Below are 18,226 nucleotides of genomic sequence, written 5' to 3'. Positions count from 1 at the left end.
CCACCATGTCCGACGATGCGCTCAAGACACCCGGCCCCTGGTACAAGCAATTCTGGCTGTGGTTCGTGCTGGCGATTCCCGCCTTCACCATTGTCTTCTGCCTGTTCATGATTACCGTTGCGGTGCGAACCCAGGGCTCCATGGTCAGCGACGACTATTACAAGGACGGACTGGCCATCAATATGGCATTGGCCAAGGACCACAAGGCCGCCGATATGGGCCTGGAAGGACACGTGACCTTCACCGACAAGGGCGCACGTCTAACGCTGACTCAAGACGGCCAACCCGCCGGTTTCGACTTCCTGATCCTCAACCTGTCCCATCCGACCCTGGCCGAACGGGATCGGCGCCTGCAGTTCCAGCCTACGGGAGACGGCCACTACGAGGTTCGCCTGCCGCAATCACTCGAAGGCCGCTGGTACCTGGATCTGCGCGGCCCGGACAACAGCTGGCGCCTGAAAGGCGAAGCCGCTCTGCCCAGTGAGGTCGCTCTGCCGCTCGAACCGGCGCCCCAGGGGTAACCGGTGTCAGCGGATCCTTGCTACCACTGCGGTGAGCCGGTCTCCGGCCAGGCGCCACTGACACTGGACACTGACGGCACAACGAAAGCCTTCTGTTGCCATGGTTGTCGGGCCGTCTTCCAACTGATCCGGGACGAGGGCCTGACCGGTTTCTACCGCCATCGAACGGCAACACCGGCAACGCCGGGCACGCTGACCGACCGTGACCGGGAACGACTCGCGGTCTTTGACCACCCGGCCGTCCAGTCGGATTTTGTCAGCGATACCGCCGGCACCGACCAGGCGCCCTTGCGCGAAGCCCAGCTGCTGATCGGAGGGCTCTCCTGTGCCGCCTGCATCTGGCTTCTGGAGCACCATCTCGCGCAGCAACCCGGCGTGCGCCAATTCTCGATCAACTACAGCACCCAACGGGCCAGACTGCTTTGGGATCCGGCCGAAACGGCCCTCAGCCCGCTACTGCTGGCCATTCACGAACTTGGCTATGACGCCCGCCCCTATCGGGCGGACCAGGCCGAGGCCCGGCTGCAACGGGAAAAGCGCAGCGCTCTGATCCGACTGTGTGTGGCCGGTGCCGGCACCATGCAAAGCATGATGTTGGCCGTACCGCTTTACTTCGGGCTGATCAGCGGCGTTTCCGATGACATGCAGCAGTTTTTCCGCTGGGTGAGCCTGCTGGTGGCCACGCCGGTGGTGTTCTACAGCGCCCGTCCGTTCTTCCGCAACGCGCGCCGGGACCTGATTGCACGCCACCTGACCATGGATGTCCCGGTCGCCCTGGCGATCGGACTGGCTTACTCGGCCAGCGCCTGGGTCACCGTGATGGGCGGCGAGGAGGTGTATTTCGAGTCGGTCTGCATGTTCACCTTTTTCCTGTCCCTGGGGCGTTTTATCGAGATGCAGGCACGCTATCGGGCCGGACTCAGCGGTGGTTCGCTCCACAACCTGACGCCCGCCATTGCCACCCGACGCCGGGGTGACACGCTGGAAACCGTGCCCGTCCATGCCCTGCGGCCGGGTGATACGGTGGACATCAAACCCGGCGACGTGATCCCGGCTGACGGCGTGATTATCACCGGCAGCTCCACCCTGGACGAAGCCGCCCTGACCGGCGAGTACCTGCCCGAGGAACGGGGACCGGGGAGCCCGGCCCATGCGGGCGCCATCAACGGCGAAAACCCGATTGCCCTGCGCGTTGAACGCACCGGCCAGCAGACGCGACTCTCCAGCATCCTGCGCATCCTCGACCGGGTCCAGTCGGAGAAGCCGCCGGTGGGCCAGCTCGCCGATCGCTTGGCCGGGCGCTTCGTCAGCCGCATCCTGATCATCGCCCCGTTGGTGGGGCTGGGCTGGTGGGTCGCCGGCTCGGAGCGGGCCTTTGATATCGCCCTGGCCGTCCTGGTGGTGACCTGCCCCTGTGCCTTGTCACTGGCGACGCCGACAGCACTGACCATGGCCACCGTCTCACTGCGACGCGCCGGCTTCCTGCCGACGCGGGGCCACACCCTGGAATCGCTCGATCGGATCGACACCGTGGTCTTCGACAAGACCGGCACGCTGACCGAAGGACGGCTGACACTGCGCAGCACACGGCTTTTCGGCGATCTGGATACTGCCGTATGCCTGGCTCTGGCCGCAGGACTCGAACGGTACTCGGAGCATCCCATTGCAGCTGCGTTCCCGGGGCATGTTGACCGGCGATATGCGGTTACCGACGTCACTAATCACCTGAGCGGCGGGTTGTCTGGCCAGTACCTGGGACAGGCCCTGGTGATCGGCCACGCTGATTTCGTCACGGCGCAGACCGGCATTGAGCATCTACCGGAGCCGGACGAAGGCCTGGGCCTCTTCCTCGCGCTGGGCGATCAACTGCTGGCCCGCTTCACACTGGACGACCAGCTGCGCGAGGAGGCCAGCGATACGCTGCGCCAACTCAAGCATCTGGGACTTCAGACGATCCTGCTCAGTGGTGACCGGTCTTCCCATGTGCAGCGCGTGGCCGGACAGCTGCCACTGGATGCCTGCAAGGGCCAGGCTTCGCCGGAGGACAAGCTGGCGTACCTGAAAACGCTGAAAGCAAAGGGGCGTCACATCATGATGGTGGGCGACGGACTCAATGACCTGCCGGTCATGGCTGGGGCTGACGTGTCGGTTGCCATGGGCAGTGCCGCCGACCTGACTCAGCTGAAAGCCGATGCGGTGCTGCTCAACGGGCAGCTGAGTCGACTGGTGAACGCCCTCAGAACAGCCCGGCACCTACGGCGGATCATCCGCCAGAACATGACCTGGGCTGTAACCTATAATCTTTGCGCACTGCCACTCGCCGCAGCCGGGCTGGTGCCGCCGTGGCTGGCCGCTTTGGGCATGTCCCTGAGCTCGCTGGTCGTCGTGATCAACGCCACCCGGCTGGGCCGGATAAAACCGGTCGTTTCAGAACCGCCGGTCGAGAGGGCATTGGCCCATCACGTGCAGCCTGATACGGTGAATTGATCGACCGTTGTGAATGACGCAAAAGGATATCGTCGTGGAAATCGTCTATCTGCTCGTGCCTGTCACACTGCTGCTGGTCGGAGTCGGCGTCGCCATTTTCGCCTGGGCGGTCAAAAGCGGTCAGTATGACGATCTGGAAGGCCCCGCCCATCGCATCCTGTACGACGATGACCAGGACATGATCCCTGAAGACGCCCGCGTCGACGAGCGGACCGCTAAAACGGAATCGAGCGCCGGTAAAGCCGACTCTGTGGAGCGGCATGACCGGTGAACTCCTGCTGGGCTATTCCAGCGCCTTCATGATCGGCCTTCTTGGCGGCGTCCATTGCCTGGGCATGTGCGGTGGTATCAGCGCGTCCCTGTCCATGGCGGTACCGATCGGGGCCGGTTTTCGCGTGCGCCAGTCCGTCCTCATCATGGGCTTCAATCTCGGGCGAATCGCCAGCTACACCCTGCTCGGCGCCTTGCTGGGAATCCTGACCACGCAGGCCGTGGGCGCCTGGACGGCGCTGGGCCCTATACTCCGGACGATCGCCGGCCTGCTGTTGATTCTGATGGGATTATCGCTGGGCCAGTGGTGGCAGGGCATCCAGGTGGTGGAGCGGGTTGGAGCGCCCGTATGGCGCCGGCTGTCACCGCTGACCCGACGTTTGATGCCGGTGCGTTACCCCAGCCAATCGCTGGCGCTGGGTCTGCTCTGGGGCTGGCTGCCGTGTGGACTGGTCTACAGCACCCTGGGCTGGGCCGCGCTGCAGCCCACCGTCACCAGCGCGGCACTGACCATGCTCTGCTTCGGACTGGGCACCCTGCCATCCATGCTGGCCACCGGCTATGCCGCCACAAGCCTGCAGCACTGGCGCCAGCACCCCGGATTCCGGCGTTTGATGGGCGCCTGCCTGATTGTTTTTGGCGTCTGGACGCTCCCCGTCACCGCACGGCTACTGTCTCAATTCGGCTGAGCCACATTGAGTCCACTTTGTGGCTGAAAATTTCACACCATTTTAATGTTCAATTATTGACCACAACCCGAGCCTGGACTATTGTCGTCAGAAAGTTAGGCAGTATTGCTAAAGTGACTTTCACAGATGAGTTGCTAACTCATTGTGTAGCTTGCAAGCAGCGTGAGGGCTTTGCTCATGTCACAGGCGATTGCGCTTCTCGATCACGTCATCCGTCCCGTCTCCCGGGCACTCGGCGACGCCCACCCCGTTATCGAGGAAATTTTGCTCAGCGCAGCCACCCTGCGTGACTTTGATCCCTTTTCACAGGACAGCAACGCGGGACTCGGTGTTTTCGGGATCTCCCCTGCCCTGCACTGGCGAGTGTGGGACGAATACCTGGCGTTCCAGCCGGACCGGGCGAGCCAGGTGCGGGGCTTTGCCAGCCAGCACGAATTCCTGATCAATCCGGATGCCGAACTGGTCACCAACACGCGCTATGCGGCGGCGATTGGCATCAGCGCGCTGGAATGGGTAAAGCCGTCCTGGCCCATGCCGGAGGACGCGGATGGCCTGACGCGCCTGTGGTCAGAACTGACCCGGGTGGAAGAAGAGCACTACCTGACACGACTTCACCACACCCTGGAACGACTGTGCCAGGGTGCCGGCCAACCGCATTACGCCCTGTGATGGACTATCCGGTCAGAGATTGAGGACGTCCAGCCGCTCGTAAGCCGGTGTTTCCGACGTGGCGCCGTTGTCCGCACGCCAGTCCACTTCCAGGCTGTTGAAATCGTGAATGGACGGATCCGCCAGATGCGACGGCGACACGTTGCAGATGGCCCGGAACATGGACTCGATCCGCCCCGGATGCTCCCGATCCCAGCTCTTCAGCATGTCCTTCACCACCTGGCGTTGCAGGTTTTCCTGGGAGCCACACAGGTTACACGGAATGATGGGGAACTGGCGCAGGGACGAATAGCGCTCGATGTCCTTCTCGCGGGCGTAGACCAGCGGCCGGATGACCACGTTGCGCCCGTCATCGCTCTTGAGCTTGGGGGGCATGGTCTTCAGGCGGCCACCGTAGAACATGTTGAGGAACAGGGTTTCCAGCAGATCGTCACGATGATGGCCCAGCGCGATCTTGGTGACCCCGTGCTCCTCCGCAAAGTTGTAGAGAATGCCCCGGCGCAGACGGGAGCACAGACCGCAGGTGGTTTTCCCTTCCGGCACTTTCTCCTTGACGATACTGTAGGTGTCTTTCTCGATGATGTGGTACTCGACACCCAACTCGGAGAGATAGTTCGGCAACACGTGTTCCGGAAAGCCCGGCTGCTTCTGGTCCAGGTTAACAGCGATCACCTGAAAATCCACCGGCGCACTGCGCTGCAGGTTCAGCAGGATATCCAGCATGGTGTAGGAATCCTTGCCACCACTCAGACAACACATCACCTTGTCACCGGCCTCAATCATGCCGAAATCGGCGATCGCCTGGCCGACATCACGCCGCAGACGCTTCTGCAGTTTGTTGAGTTCCAGCGTTGTCTTGCGATCGTCTTTGAGCTGCTCTGCCATAACCTTGCCGGGCGTTGGGAAAATGGGGGCCGAGTATACCGGATCACCCGCCGTTTCGTCAGTGGGTATGGCCCTATTCCGGGTTTCACGTATACCGGCCCGGTGGCGACTTCGGCGAGTCTATGGGAGAGGATGACAAACAGTTCATAAAAACCAGAACACCCATGCACCCAAGGAAAGGGGAATTGCCATGCTGGACACGGCCTCGCTCGGCAAACGTGAACGCAATCGCTTGAATAATCGGAAAGCCATTCTGGACGCGGCCCGGGATTGTTTCCGGGAAACCGGTTACGAACAGACCACCATCCGCGACATTATCCGGCGCACGCCGCTCGCCTCAGGCACCTTCTACAACTACTTCTCCGACAAGCGCGATATTTTCATCGCGCTGTTCCGGGATTTCCTCGAAGCCCTGCGCACTCTTATCCGCAGCGCCCACGACACCGCCTCAGACGAACACGACCTGATCCACCGCATGTACTCTTCCCTGTTCCTGGCGGCGGCCAAGGATCCGGTCACCTATGAGCTTGCCCATCGCAACAGCCAGGCGGTTCGGGAATTGTTCGGTTCCGATATCCTGGATCTGGCGATGGCGTCGATGGACACGCACATCCGCAGCCTGGCTGCCAACGACCGCCTGCCGGGCCAGGATTCGGATTACATTTCCGCTGCCTGCCGTGGCGTGGCCTATGAGGTCAGCCTGCGGGTCGCCGAGCGAGCCCGGCAACGACCGCAGATGGCGGACGAAGAAGCCCGGCGCGCCACCGAATTTGTCGTGGGCTTTCTCTACAGCAACCCCTTTGACGGTTCGAAACACCAGCGGCGTCGCGCCTGAAGCGCGGCCCGCCCGGAAAGGCACCCGGTGCCAGGAGCCCGGACTTTTTAAACGGTTCTCTTGGACTTCCGGGCGGGCTCCAGTAGGCTTCTGGAGTATGAATAAGCGACAGTCCCGGTTCCTCGCCGATCGAGAACACGACAGCGCAGCGCGTCAGGCTGCCCTGCATCAGAAAATTGCCGCCCTGCTGGTTGCGATTGAGGCGATCCTGCGCGAGGAAAGTGAGGGCCTGAGCGAACTGGCCCTGATCCGGCGACTGCAGGGCGAACCGTGGCAGCTGCTCGAGCGCGTCGATTTCTCCGAACCCTCAGCCATCTACCCCGCCCATTTCCTCGTCTTTCACTGTCTTTACCGGCTCCGGGACGACCTTGCTCCAGCCGGCGAAAAGCTGCATATATCGCCCCTGAACATTCAGCTGTCGCCGGGCCACGTTGCCTCGAACGAAGCCTTGCCGGGAGAGGAAGACCGACTGCGCCTGTTCTACCTGGACCTGTCCCAGTACGACCTGTCGGAGTTCGCCGTGCAGCGGATGCTGGATGATTTCTGGGCCGGTCGCACACCGTCCACCGACGCCAGTGCGCTGGATGACGCGGCACGGGTGCTGGGCTTTGAAGCCCTGCCGGACGATTTCGGATGCATTCGCCAGGCGTACCGGCGACGGGCCATGCAGGCTCACCCGGACCGTGGCGGCAGCAAGGAAGAGGTCCAGACACTCAACGCCGCCTTCCACACCCTGCGCCACCATTTTCTTTCCGCTGTAGGAGCCGGTCGCTGAGATCAACGCTCCGTAAAAGAAGGATGTCCCGTGAAAAATCTGTACAGGAATGCACTGGCCTTCGTTGCCGCGACGCTGTTGGCGGCCACCAGCCTGCCGGCTGCCGCCGATCTGGTGGTGCTTCAATACCACCACATCAGTAGCCAGACTCCGGCTTCCACCAGCACCACGCCCGATCTTTTTCGTAGCCAGCTGGCGATGCTGGAAAAGCTCGATATCCCGGTTAAGCCTCTGCAAGCGGCCACCGAGCAGGCGCTGAGCGGCAAAACCGGCAGCACACCGGTGGCCGCGCTGACCTTCGATGACGCCTACAGCTCGGTCTACGACACCGCCGCCCCCATTCTCCTTGAAGCCGGCATCCCCTTTACGGTGTTCGTCAATTCACAGGCCATCACCGAAAAGCGACACGGTTATATGACCTGGGATCAGCTCAAGGACCTGGCCAGCCATCCGGAAGTCACCATCGGTAATCACAGTGCCGATCACGCCCATCTCGTACGCCGCCCCGATGAAACCGAGGACACCTGGCGCAGACGGGTCACTGCAAGCCTGGACGATGCACAGGAAACGATCGAAGGCAAACTCGGTACGGACGCGCCGCTGTTCGCCTATCCCTACGGTGAGTTTGATGCGGACGTCGAAACCCTGGTGAAGAAACGCGGCTGGTATGGCTACGGCCAGCATTCCGGGCCGATTGGCCCATCATCCGGCGACACCCGCCTGCCCCGCTTCCCCATGGCCAACGCCTACGGCGGCACGGATGGCCTGAAGGACAAGCTGCTGAGTGAAACGCTGCCGGTGGATGCCAACAAGCTGCCGGACGGTACCCTGGAGCAGAACCCGCCCGTGCTGCGCCTGACCCTGCCGGACGGCATGAAACCAGGCCCATTGACCTGCTATGGGTCACAGGTGGGCAAGCTGTCCGTGACGCCAACGGGCGACGGTCAGACCGTGGAGATCGTCGCAGACCGGCCGTTCAACAGCCGCCGGTTCCGCTACAACTGCACCTATCCGGCCGGTAACGGGCGCTTCTACTGGCAATCCGTGCAGTGGCTGGACCTGTCGCAAGCGGAAGACTGAAACCGGGCGGGACAGTGCCCGGGCTCTTATCCACCCATCTGCGCCAGGCTGACCATGCCCTGGGCCGTATGGTGGATAACCTGCGGCGCGCCGTCCGCTTCGAGGACGGTCTGGCCGGCCTGGTCGCTCCCGCGACTCATGATCAGCAGCCAGCGGTCACCGTGGTCTGGAAACACCGGCACTCGGGCCTCAATATAGCCCTGACGGTGCCAGTTCTCGGGTCGGTAATCGAAAACCAGGTCCGTCACCATTCGCCGGGTCTGCATCCCCTCGTCCAGGAAGACCAGGGTTGGCACAAACACGCCGTGGTTTTCGTAGGAACGAACCTGCATCACAAAGGCGCCGGATTCCGAGGCGGCAGGTAGCTTTACCAACCGATAGACGCTGGAGCCGGTGGAAAACGGGTATTCAGGGGCCATATCGTCGAGATCCACCTGGAACTCGCGGGAGTCATCCCACTCCGCCAGGTCCTTCACCGGCAGATCGTCACAGCAATTGTCCTGCCACGACTGCAGAAGCGTTTCCGTCTGATCGATGCCCAGCACCGCCAGCGTCTCGGGATTGGCCTTTTGCGAGGCTGCAGGGCTGCGGCCATCGATCACCATCGCTTCCGATAACCGGGGCGCCTCACGACCCTGGTTTTTCTTCTCAAACCCGGGCTCGGGGCGATAGTAGTCCACCCGCACATTGCCGTTGGCATCGCGCCAGGTGTAATACGGCAGCGGATCGCCCTCACGGATAAACCCCTTCTTGGCCAGCTCATCGCCATCCGGATAGTTTTCGAGATTGTATTCGGAGTCCGCCCTCGGCGGCGCGGACGGCTCTTCTGCGGCGGTTGCCGCGGCTTCTGGGCCGGAATTCGGTTTGGGTTCCCTGGCAACCCGCTCCGGCTTGCTCTGCTCTGCCGGTGATGTCGACGTCGTATTTGCAGCAGGTACGTCAGATTCTGCACCCGGCTGGGAGGCATCGGCGTTGCGCTTGATCTCCACTGTCGGTGCGGCCTCAGGGGCCGCCGGCTCCGGATCTTTGACGGTGGCCGCCGGATGTTCCGAGGCTGTCGTTGTCGACGCGGATTCCGACGCTGTTGCCCCGGCCTTTTTCCCGGACTCGACCGCCTTGACCCGCTTCTCGACCGGGTTTTCCTCTTCCTTGATGAGACTGGAGTGAACCCGCCCCTGTTCGTCGACCCAGGTGAAATACCGATCATCGCCGTGACTGAATGAGGCCATCGCACTCAGGCCAATGCCGATGAAAAGGCCGAGCCGATGTTGAATGCCTGCCATGAGATGCCCTCCAGGAGTTTGCCGAACGCGGCAAGCCCTAAAACTTCGTACGGAACGTCAGGCCGGCCATCACCACCCGCAGCCGTGTCTTGACGTCAAGTCCGGCATACGGGTTGTAGATGATGTTGGTGATGCCGGTGCAGTTGAGGTTACAGCTGCTGTCCGCCGGGATCTTTTCGATGGACTCGAGATAGCTCAGGTTCATGTCGATCTGGGTATCCCGATCCCAGCGATAGCCCATCCCGACACTATACAGGTTGGCCCCGCCAAAGGGCGCCATGACCTGGCGCTGATCGTCCGGGATAACGGAGTCCCGGATTTCCACCCCGGCGCGCAGATCCAGTCGAGACGAGGCGTGGAATTCCGCACCGAAGCCCCAGTTCCACTGGTCCTTGAAACCCAGCGGCAGACTCAGGGAATTCGGGGTGGCGTTCTCCGGGGACAGGATCCGGGCAGCGTTAAGGAATTCCAGGTTGCGATCGAACTTGAATTTGAACGCGTCCCACTCGGAATAGTCGGTCCAGCCCACGTCGACATTCAGCGTCAGCTTGGGATGGACCTTGATGCTGATTCCCGTCTGGAAATGCTGCGGATAAGTCAGGTTGAGGCTGACGTTGCCGGACTCGCGCGGCGCGCCAGACGGCAGGCTCAGGATGGCTGAACCGACCGCCCCCAGAATGGAGCTGTTGACGCTCTGCCAGAAGCCGGACCAGTCGTCGGTATACTCGATCGAGAACTGGCCGTGCATGTTCATGTCGGCTTCGGAGCTGTAGCTGGCGCCCCAGGAGAACCACTCCGTCGGCTCCCACATCACACCCAGGTTGTAAGTGGGCGACACGCTCTGTTGCACGTCCACGCTCAACGCACCAATGTCATCCCAGGGGCCCACGTTACCGCCGCACAACGCGAGCCACGGAGCCAGCGGCTCATCGCCGGATTCGCAGTTGAACGCATCCTGCAGGACTTCGGCCACGCCCAGCAGCATGTTGGGTGCGCGCATGTACTGGTCTGCTGCCACCGCCATGTGGGAAAGGTGAATACCGGCGCCGACGGACCACTCGTCGTTGACCTTGTAGGCTACTGTCGGAGAGAGGTAAGTCGTCCGCTGCAAGGCCGTCGCCTTGGGCTGATAGCGCCCCGGGTCGTCATTGTCGCGATAGAAGCCGGCCGCCATCGGCAGGTAGAAGGCGTTGCCGAAGGTCAGCTTGGAGCCAGGCGCGTTGTAGCTGAAGCCCGCCGACGGCGCCAAAGCCGGGCCGGGCGGCATTTTCTGGATACCGAACCCGGGAACGTACAGAGCCACCGTGTTGGTATGGCTGTGGGAATTGGCCACCGGATCTTTCTGCTTCCCGGTCAGCGGATCGGTAGCCAGCCCGTCAATGCCGAAAATTTCATACCCTTCGGGCGCATTGAAGTCGGCGTCGACATCCAGATAGACACCCAGCAGCGTGCCTTCCACCTGACGTCCGTCCAGCTTGGTCAGCCCCGCCGGGTTGTAGTGAATCGCCATAATCCCGGGGGGATCCGCCGTCACCGCATTCCCCAGGGCCAGCGCCTTGGGGGAAATCGTCAGGTTCTGCGCCAGCTGGGCCTGGGCCCCGCAGGACAGCGAACCCGCCAGCAGCGCCCCTAGAATTCGCCTTGTATTGTTCTCACATCGCATGAAACTGATCATCCCTTGCCGTATGCACGCCCAAGACCCCGGTTACTCCCGGAGGCCCGCGATGTTGATTGGCAGGGAGACACCAATGGAGAAATCCGGAGCATCTTCGGTCAGGCCAATGCCCAGGCTGGTGTTCACGATCGTGGTATCGCTAACCCGGGTTCCAAGCGAGAAACTCAGGAAACCGGTCATCTGGTCCTGGGCCACGGCTTCGGACCCGTCACTGAAGGTCAACTGGGTTTCATCGCTGTAGCTGATCTGACCGGACACGCTCAGGGAAATGTCGTAGGACAGGGAGTAGGCAAAGCCCATGGACGCGGACAGGCCGAATCCCGGTTCCACCTTGGTCAGCAGGCGGGCCCCCCGCACCTGCTCCAGCCCGTCTTCCGGCATGTTGTAGCTGGCGCTGGCGGAGCCGTAGAGCACCACCGGATCCAGCACCTTGGAGACACTGGCCCCGCCCGATGCGGTGTAATAGCCGCTGCCGGTGGAGAGCTGGCGATTGATGTCGATTTCATAGGGGCTGACGCCGGTCTTGGACGTCAACGAGGCAAACAGCGTGGTCGACATCTTGCCCGGCACATAAGCCGCCGGCTGCCAGCGGGCGGTGAAGGAAATGTCGCCGAAGTCGTAGACGTTCAGCTCATCCTGGGTGTCGTACTTCACCACCAGCGGGATGCGCGTACCGATGGTCAGGTTGTCGAGCAGGCCGTAGTCGTAGGAAAAGGCGTTGGTGAAACTGTGAGTCGCCGATGGGACGATATCCAGATTACGGACCGAACCATCGGTGATCTCCAGATCCAGCCTCTGATCCCCGGTGTAGGAGTAATCGAAGGAGTACGTCAGCGAGTGCGTCCCCTCCTTCTGAAGCGAATAGTTTTTCTCCGCGGACTGGAACACTTCCTCCAACTGCTTGGCGGAATCTTCGTCCCCCTCTTTTTTGGACAAGGCTTCACGCGCCTTGTCGACGCTCTCGTCCTGAGCCCATACCAGGGCCGGCTGGCCGGCAATGGAACAGATGATCAAACCTCGCACTACCCAACGATTCATCCCAGCTCCCTTATTATTCGGTCTTGTTTTCCTGACGTGCGTCCGGCGCCCGGGTCAAAGGGCAATCAGTTACGCCGATAGAACAGCTGCTTACGGGTGTTCTCAACAGTGCCGTCAGGATTGTTCTTTTGTCTTTCCAAGAGGTTGTTGATGCGACGACTGGTCGCCTCGTGAAATTCCGGAATCGTATCCAGCGCAAACAGGGTCATGGTCTGGTCGTCCACGAACCGCATGTCCTCTTCCTTGAGCTCCAGGGCATCCAGCGGTTTTTCACCGCCCGGGAAAACGATAAACAGGACGTTCCCGTCCCACTTTTCCTTGAAGTTGGAGAGCGTGAAGGAGATGTTGCCGACCGACGGATCCGCGATGAACACGCGGTCGTCGCGAATGGCGCGCAGGACGACGAAGTGCTTGAAGCCGGCATGGTGGATCGGCACGATGGCCGGGTGATCCAGCTCCTTGAGATCGGCGATGGTGGCGCGGAAGCCACCGGACGGGTATCCCAGCGCCGTGACCAGCCGCTTCATGTCCAGCATGGAAAACGCCCGACGCTGAACGATCCGCTCGCTTTCGCCATAGTGCAGCAGCCCCTCCATCACCTGACGCTCGTTCAGGTTGCGCCCCAGGTAATATTTAAGGACGGTGGTCAGCGCCGCCGAACCGCAGCTGTAGTCGTAGGCCTGACGCACGATGTTGCGATAACGCTGCTCCACGAGCGGGGCCACGGTGTAGTGATTCCGTAGCTCCTGCGGATTCTTGTCCATCCGCTGCTCCACCACGATCTCGCCCTTGTCGAAAGGCTCAAGAACCGTGGCCGTTTCAATCATCGCAAACGTCATGATCGACCCCGCCAGCACGAGAATCATGGCTAATGTCGCTTCCTGTTCTGAGGATTGGATCCGGTTCCGGTTTGCTGAATAGGGCTCTGGGCGGCTTTCGTTATCATTGTTTTGGCGCATGCCTGCCGTTACATCCTGTAACGCTAAGATACCGGATTGATATCACCCTTAAAGATAACTGTGCCTCAAATCTCTCCGGCCACGGGAGGCCATCTGACGCGGTTTTGCGAGCCAGTTCACGTCATCGGCAATCGAGGAAATGGACGTATTGAATCCGTTACGGCGGGCGCCGGGAGCGTCAAATCATGCAGGGAATGAGCAGGGGGAAACGGGATATAACAGCAGAAGGGACAGAAAAGGGAGAAGACCGATGGCTCACCCCGAGGAGGTGAGCCATCGGAAAGCCGGGATCAGAGAAGCAGCTGACGCAGATCTTCCAGTCCGGCACGGAGGGTGTTGGTGAAGCGGGCTGCATCGGCGCCGTTGATCGCACGGTGATCGTACGACAGCGACAGCGGCAGCATCAGCCGTGGCTGGAAGGCCGCGCCATCCCAGACCGGTGCCATCTTCGAGCGCGATACGCCCAGGATAGCCACTTCCGGCGTGTTCACAATCGGGGTGAACGCAGTGCCGCCAATACCGCCGAGGCTGGTAATGGTGAAGCAGGCGCCCTGCATGTCTTTCGGGCTCAGCTTCTTGTCACGGGCTTTCTGGGCCAGCACCTGACACTCTTCCGCCAGCTCCCAGAGGCCTTTCTGGTCCACATTGCGGATCACCGGCACCACCAGACCATCCGGCGTATCCACGGCAATACCGATGTGGATGTAGCGCTTCTGGATAATCTCCTTGTTCTCCATGTCCAGGGACACGTTGAAGTTCGGATGGGCCTCCAGCGCCTTGGCGCAGATCTTCAGCAGGAAGGCCATCGGCGTCAGCTTCACGCCGCGTTTCTCGCCTTCGGCCTTCATTGACTTGCGGAAGTCCTCCATCTCGCTGATGTCGGCTTCCTCGAACTGGGTCACGTGCGGAACGTTGAGCCAGCTGCGCTGCATGCTGTCGGCGGTCAGCTTCATCAGGCGACTCATGCCGACCCGCTCAACCTCACCAAACTGGCTGAAGTCCGGCAGTTTCACCGCCGGTAAACCGGCACCGCCAGCCGCCGGAGCGCCGCCTTCCTGAACCTGGCTCAAGGCACGCTTGACGTAAGCTTCCACGTCCTCTTTGAGAATCCGGTTCTTGGGGCCGCTGCCCTGCACCCGTCCCAGATCGGCGCCCAGTTCACGAGCCAGTCGACGCACGGCCGGGCCGGCATGCACCCGCTTGCTCGGCTGAGCCGCCGGCTCGCCACTGGGCTTCGGCGCCGCGCTGGCCGCCGGTTTGGCAGGCTCGGACGACTTGGGCTGCGAAGACGGTTGCGGTGCCGGCTCCGAAGACGCAGGCGCCCCGCCGGACACTTCCATCTGACCCACCACATCGCCTTCGCTGATGCTGTCGCCCACTTTCACGGAAATCGACTTGATGGTGCCCGCGGACGGCGACGGCAACTCAACGGTGGCCTTGTCGGATTCCACCACCAGAATCGGGTCTTCCTCAGCGACCTGATCGCCTGCGGATACGCTGATCTCGATGACCTCGACCGATGCCGAACCACCCAGATCCGGCACGGTGATGTCTTCGACACCGCCGGAAGCGGCCGGCGCCGACGCCGGCTGAGACGCTTGCGCCGGTTTCTCGGCTTCAGCGGCCGGTGCGGATTCCGCAGGCGCACCACCCGTCACTTCCATCTGGCCGACCACATCGCCTTCGCTGATGCTGTCACCCACCTTCACCGAGATGGATTTAATCGTGCCTGCGGCCGGTGCCGGCAGCTCGACGGTGGCCTTGTCGGATTCCACCACCAGAATGGCGGCTTCCTCTTCCACGGAGTCGCCCTCGGAGACGCTGATTTCGATCACTTCGACCGAATCTGCGCCGCCCAGATCCGGCACCGTGATGTCCTGGACACCACCCGATGCCGCTTGCTCTTTGGCCGGAGCGGCCGCTTCCGGCTCTTTTTCCTCAGCCGGGGCTTCGGCGGCGTCAGACGCGTCGTCCGCGTCACTGCCCTCACCCGCTTCCAGCTGACCGACGACGTCGCCTTCGCTGATCTTGTCCCCCACGCTGACGTTCAGCGCAGTGATCTTGCCGGCCTTGGGCGCCGGCAGTTCCACAGTGGCTTTGTCGGATTCGAGGACCAGGATCGGATCCTCTTCGGCCACGCTGTCGCCAACGCTCACACTGATTTCGATGACCTCAACCGAATCCGAACCGCCAAGGTCAGGCACACGAATATCTTCTGCCATGATGCTGTGTCTCCTTAACGGTTTTAGTGGGTTGCCGGGGCCGGTTTGTCGGCATCGATACCAAACTCGCGGATGGCCTCTTCAACCACTTCTGGCTTGATCTTGCCCTGACGTGCCAGGGAGCCCAGTGCAGCCACGACCACATGCTGCCGGTCGACTTCGAAGTGACGACGCAGCTTCTCGCGGGTGTCACTGCGACCGAAACCGTCGGTACCCAGCACGGTGTAGTCCGCCGGTACCCAGCCACGGACCTGCTCGGCGAACAGGCGCATGTAGTCGGTGGACGCAATCACCGGCGTATCGGAGTCACCCAGAACCTCCTGGATGTATGCCGTACGCGGACGCGATGCCGGATGCAGTCGGTTCCAGCGCTCGGCGTGCTGCCCGTCACGGGCCAGCTCGGTGAAGCTGGTCACACTGTAGACATCGGAGCCTACTTCGTACTTCTCAGCCAGGATCTTCGCGGCTTCACGCACCTCGTTGAGGATCACGCCGCTGCCCAGCAGACGGACGTTGTGCTTGGCCTTCTTGGCACCTTTCTTCGCGCCGTGGGACTCCAGCTTGTAGATACCGCGGATGATGCCGTCCTCGACGCCTTTCGGCATCGCCGGATGGGCGTAGTTTTCGTTCATCAGCGTCAGGTAGAAGTAGACGTTCTCGTTGTCGCCGTACATGCGCTGCAGACCGTGACGAACAATGACGGCGACTTCGTAGGCGAAGGTCGGGTCATAGGACACACAGTTGGGCACGGTGGCGGACAGCACGTGGCTGTGGCCATCCTGGTGCTGCAGGCCTTCGCCGTTCAGCGTGGTCCGGCCGGCGGTACCGCCCAGCAGGAAGCCGCGGGCGCGCATGTCGCCAGCCGCCCAGCACAGGTCGCCGACGCGCTGGAAACCAAACATCGAGTAGAAGATGTAGAACGGGATCAGCGGGTAGTCGTTGGTGCTGTAGGAGGTGGCCGCCGCGATCCAGGCGGACATGGCACCGGCTTCGTTGATGCCTTCCTGCAGGATCTGGCCCTTGCGGTCCTCACGGTAGTACATGATCTGGTTGCGGTCGTTGGGCGTGTACTTCTGCCCTTCGGCCGTGTAGATGCCCATCTGGCGGAACATGCCGTCCATGCCGAAGGTCCGGGCTTCGTCCGGCACGATCGGAACAACGCGGGAGCCGATCTGCTTGTCCTTGATCAGCGTGCCCAGCATGCGCACGAACGCCATGGTGGTGGAGAATTCCCGGTCGCCACTGTCGTCCAGCTGCTGCTTGAAGGTTTCCAGCGGCGGGATGGTCAGCGGCTGGCTGTCGCGACGGCGACGAGGCAGAGAGCCGCCCAACTTGCTGCGCATCTTCTGCAGGTACTTCATCTCCGGCGAATCGTCGGCCGGCTTGTAGTACGGCATACTTTCGATCTCGTCGTCCGAGATCGGCACACCGAAGCGGTCACGGAATGCCTTGATGGTGTCCATGCTCAGCTTCTTCTGCTGGTGCGCGGTGTTCTGCGCCTGCCCCTGCTCACCAAAGCCGTAACCTTTAATGGTGTGGGCCAGGATCACGGTCGGGCCACCCTTGTGGTTCACCGCCTCGTGATACGCCGCATAGACCTTGTACGGGTCATGGCCACCACGGTTCAGAGCGTAGATGTCCTCGTCGGACATATGCTCGACACGCTTGAGCAGTTCCGGATCGCGCCCGAAGAAGTTCTGGCGCACGTAGCCACCGCCGTTGGACTTGAAGTTCTGCATCTCGCCATCGACGGCTTCGTCCATGACTTTCTGCATGCGGCCATCCTCGTCCTGCTCGAACAGCGGATCCCACAGACGCCCCCAGACGACCTTGAGCACGTTCCAGTTGGCGCCACGGAAGATGCCTTCCAGCTCCTGGATGATCTTGCCGTTACCGCGGACCGGTCCGTCCAGACGCTGCAGGTTACAGTTGACCACGAAAATCAGGTTGTCGAGCTTTTCACGACCCGCCAGGCCAATAGCACCCAGGGTCTCAGGCTCGTCGCACTCACCGTCACCGATGAAACACCAGACCTTGCGATCCGGCCCTTCGGTCAGTTCACGGTTGTGCAGGTACTTCATGACGTGCGCCTGGTAGATCGCCTGGATCGGCCCCAGGCCCATGGACACGGTCGGGAACTGCCAGTAATCCGGCATCAGCCACGGGTGTGGGTATGACGACAGACCATCGCCGTCCACCTCGTTACGGAACTTGTCCAGGTGATCTTCGGTCAGACGCCCTTCCAGGAAGGAACGGGCGTAGAGGCCCGGTGAAGAGTGGCCCTGGAAGTAGATCAGGTCGCCTTCGCGGTTTTCATCGCCGGCGTGGAAGAAGTAGTTAAAGCCGACGTCCAGCAGCGTGGCGATGGATGAGAACGAGTGAATGTGACCACCCAGCTCGCCCGGACGCTTGTTGGCCCGGATCACCATGGCCAGCGCATTCCAGCGGATCAGTGAGCGAATGCGGCGTTCCATGAACAGGTCGCCCGGCATACGCGCTTCACGGCTGGCAGGAATGGTATTGCGATACGGTGTGTTGACGCTGTAGGGCAACGCGGCCCCGTCCCTGCTGGCGCGTTCGCCCAGCCGCTCGAGCAGAAATGCTGCCCGTTCAAGCCCTTCCTCACTCAGAACGGAGTCAAGGGCATCCATCCACTCCCCGGTTTCCGTCGGATCTTCATCATGCAACATTCAATATCTCCTCGTGCGGAAGCTGGGCTCGACCGGTTCTGGATCGCCACTGGCTCTTGCGGGGCAGACCTGTCCATAATGGCATGCGGCCGGGACGGGTCGAGGGTGAGAGACCAGGCGATCGGCTACCAGAAGCAGCCCGGTGAAG

15 protein-coding genes are annotated in these 18,226 nt (G+C 61.8%); 8 read left to right on the top strand and 7 right to left on the bottom strand.

The annotated features are described in order from the left end of the window. Positions 1 to 5 precede the first annotated feature (5 nt). The 5 genes from J3364_RS00120 (at position 6) to J3364_RS00100 (ending at position 4,636) form a co-directional block, all read left to right on the top strand. A complete protein-coding gene (locus J3364_RS00120) occupies positions 6 to 521 on the top strand; it encodes a FixH family protein (RefSeq protein ID WP_349555720.1) in 516 nt (171 codons plus the stop codon). A gap of 3 nt (positions 522 to 524) precedes the next feature. Beyond that, positions 525 to 3,008 (top strand): heavy metal translocating P-type ATPase, encoded by a 2,484-nt coding sequence (locus J3364_RS00115; protein ID WP_349555718.1) that lies wholly within the window; start codon positions 525 to 527, stop codon positions 3,006 to 3,008. Between the two features lie 34 nt (positions 3,009 to 3,042). Beyond that, complete coding sequence (ccoS, locus tag J3364_RS00110) at positions 3,043 to 3,279, top strand: cbb3-type cytochrome oxidase assembly protein CcoS (protein WP_349555716.1); 237 nt, start codon at positions 3,043 to 3,045, stop codon at positions 3,277 to 3,279. Further along, positions 3,269 to 3,967, top strand: coding sequence for a sulfite exporter TauE/SafE family protein (locus tag J3364_RS00105; protein ID WP_349555715.1), 699 nt, complete (start codon positions 3,269 to 3,271; stop codon positions 3,965 to 3,967). Before ccoS ends, J3364_RS00105 begins: the two co-directional genes overlap by 11 nt. Positions 3,968 to 4,144: 177 nt before the next feature. Continuing rightward, entirely contained in the window at positions 4,145 to 4,636 is a 492-nt protein-coding gene (locus J3364_RS00100; protein ID WP_349555713.1) for a hypothetical protein, read from the top strand. A 12-nt stretch (positions 4,637 to 4,648) separates the two neighbouring features. Here the strand turns inward: J3364_RS00100 and ttcA are convergent, their stop codons facing one another. Then, complete coding sequence (gene ttcA, locus J3364_RS00095) at positions 4,649 to 5,521, bottom strand: tRNA 2-thiocytidine(32) synthetase TtcA (RefSeq protein ID WP_349555712.1); 873 nt, start codon at positions 5,519 to 5,521, stop codon at positions 4,649 to 4,651. Positions 5,522 to 5,711: 190 nt separating this feature from the next. Between ttcA and J3364_RS00090 the strand changes: the two genes are divergently transcribed. The 3 genes from J3364_RS00090 (at position 5,712) to J3364_RS00080 (ending at position 8,211) form a co-directional block, all read left to right on the top strand. Then, a complete protein-coding gene (locus J3364_RS00090) occupies positions 5,712 to 6,356 on the top strand; it encodes a TetR/AcrR family transcriptional regulator (RefSeq protein ID WP_349555711.1) in 645 nt (214 codons plus the stop codon). A 97-nt stretch (positions 6,357 to 6,453) separates the two neighbouring features. Beyond that, positions 6,454 to 7,131, top strand: a complete 678-nt coding sequence (locus J3364_RS00085; RefSeq protein ID WP_349555709.1) for a DNA-J related domain-containing protein — start codon at positions 6,454 to 6,456, stop codon at positions 7,129 to 7,131. A gap of 30 nt (positions 7,132 to 7,161) precedes the next feature. Beyond that, the gene (locus J3364_RS00080) at positions 7,162 to 8,211 is read left to right on the top strand and encodes a polysaccharide deacetylase family protein (RefSeq protein ID WP_349555707.1); all 1,050 of its coding nucleotides are present in this window, start codon (positions 7,162 to 7,164) and stop codon (positions 8,209 to 8,211) included. A gap of 26 nt (positions 8,212 to 8,237) precedes the next feature. Here J3364_RS00080 and J3364_RS00075 read toward each other — a convergent pair whose 3' ends face one another. The 6 genes from J3364_RS00075 to aceE all read right to left on the bottom strand — a co-directional run bounded on the left by J3364_RS00075 (position 8,238) and on the right by aceE (position 18,075). Then, entirely contained in the window at positions 8,238 to 9,494 is a 1,257-nt protein-coding gene (locus tag J3364_RS00075) for a MalM family protein (RefSeq protein ID WP_349555705.1), read from the bottom strand. A 37-nt stretch (positions 9,495 to 9,531) separates the two neighbouring features. Then, the gene (locus J3364_RS00070; protein ID WP_349555703.1) at positions 9,532 to 11,157 is read right to left on the bottom strand and encodes an OmpP1/FadL family transporter; all 1,626 of its coding nucleotides are present in this window, start codon (positions 11,155 to 11,157) and stop codon (positions 9,532 to 9,534) included. 42 nt (positions 11,158 to 11,199) lie between these two features. Next, entirely contained in the window at positions 11,200 to 12,207 is a 1,008-nt protein-coding gene (locus J3364_RS00065) for a transporter (protein WP_123633534.1), read from the bottom strand. A 65-nt stretch (positions 12,208 to 12,272) separates the two neighbouring features. Beyond that, positions 12,273 to 13,073, bottom strand: a complete 801-nt coding sequence (locus tag J3364_RS00060; protein WP_349555701.1) for a C39 family peptidase — start codon at positions 13,071 to 13,073, stop codon at positions 12,273 to 12,275. Between the two features lie 383 nt (positions 13,074 to 13,456). Continuing rightward, the gene (gene aceF / locus J3364_RS00055) at positions 13,457 to 15,388 is read right to left on the bottom strand and encodes a dihydrolipoyllysine-residue acetyltransferase (RefSeq protein ID WP_349555699.1); all 1,932 of its coding nucleotides are present in this window, start codon (positions 15,386 to 15,388) and stop codon (positions 13,457 to 13,459) included. A 23-nt stretch (positions 15,389 to 15,411) separates the two neighbouring features. Further along, on the bottom strand, positions 15,412 to 18,075 hold the full coding sequence (aceE, locus tag J3364_RS00050; protein ID WP_203141283.1) for a pyruvate dehydrogenase (acetyl-transferring), homodimeric type: 2,664 nt from the start codon (positions 18,073 to 18,075) through the stop codon (positions 15,412 to 15,414). Positions 18,076 to 18,226 lie beyond the last annotated feature (151 nt).

Source organism: Marinobacter sp. NFXS9, assembly GCF_040148665.1.
In the GTDB taxonomy this organism is placed as follows: Bacteria; Pseudomonadota; Gammaproteobacteria; order Pseudomonadales; family Oleiphilaceae; genus Marinobacter_A; species Marinobacter_A mangrovi.
Note: the sequence above shows the minus strand (reverse complement) of the source record. Positions and strands in the feature narration are given on the sequence as shown.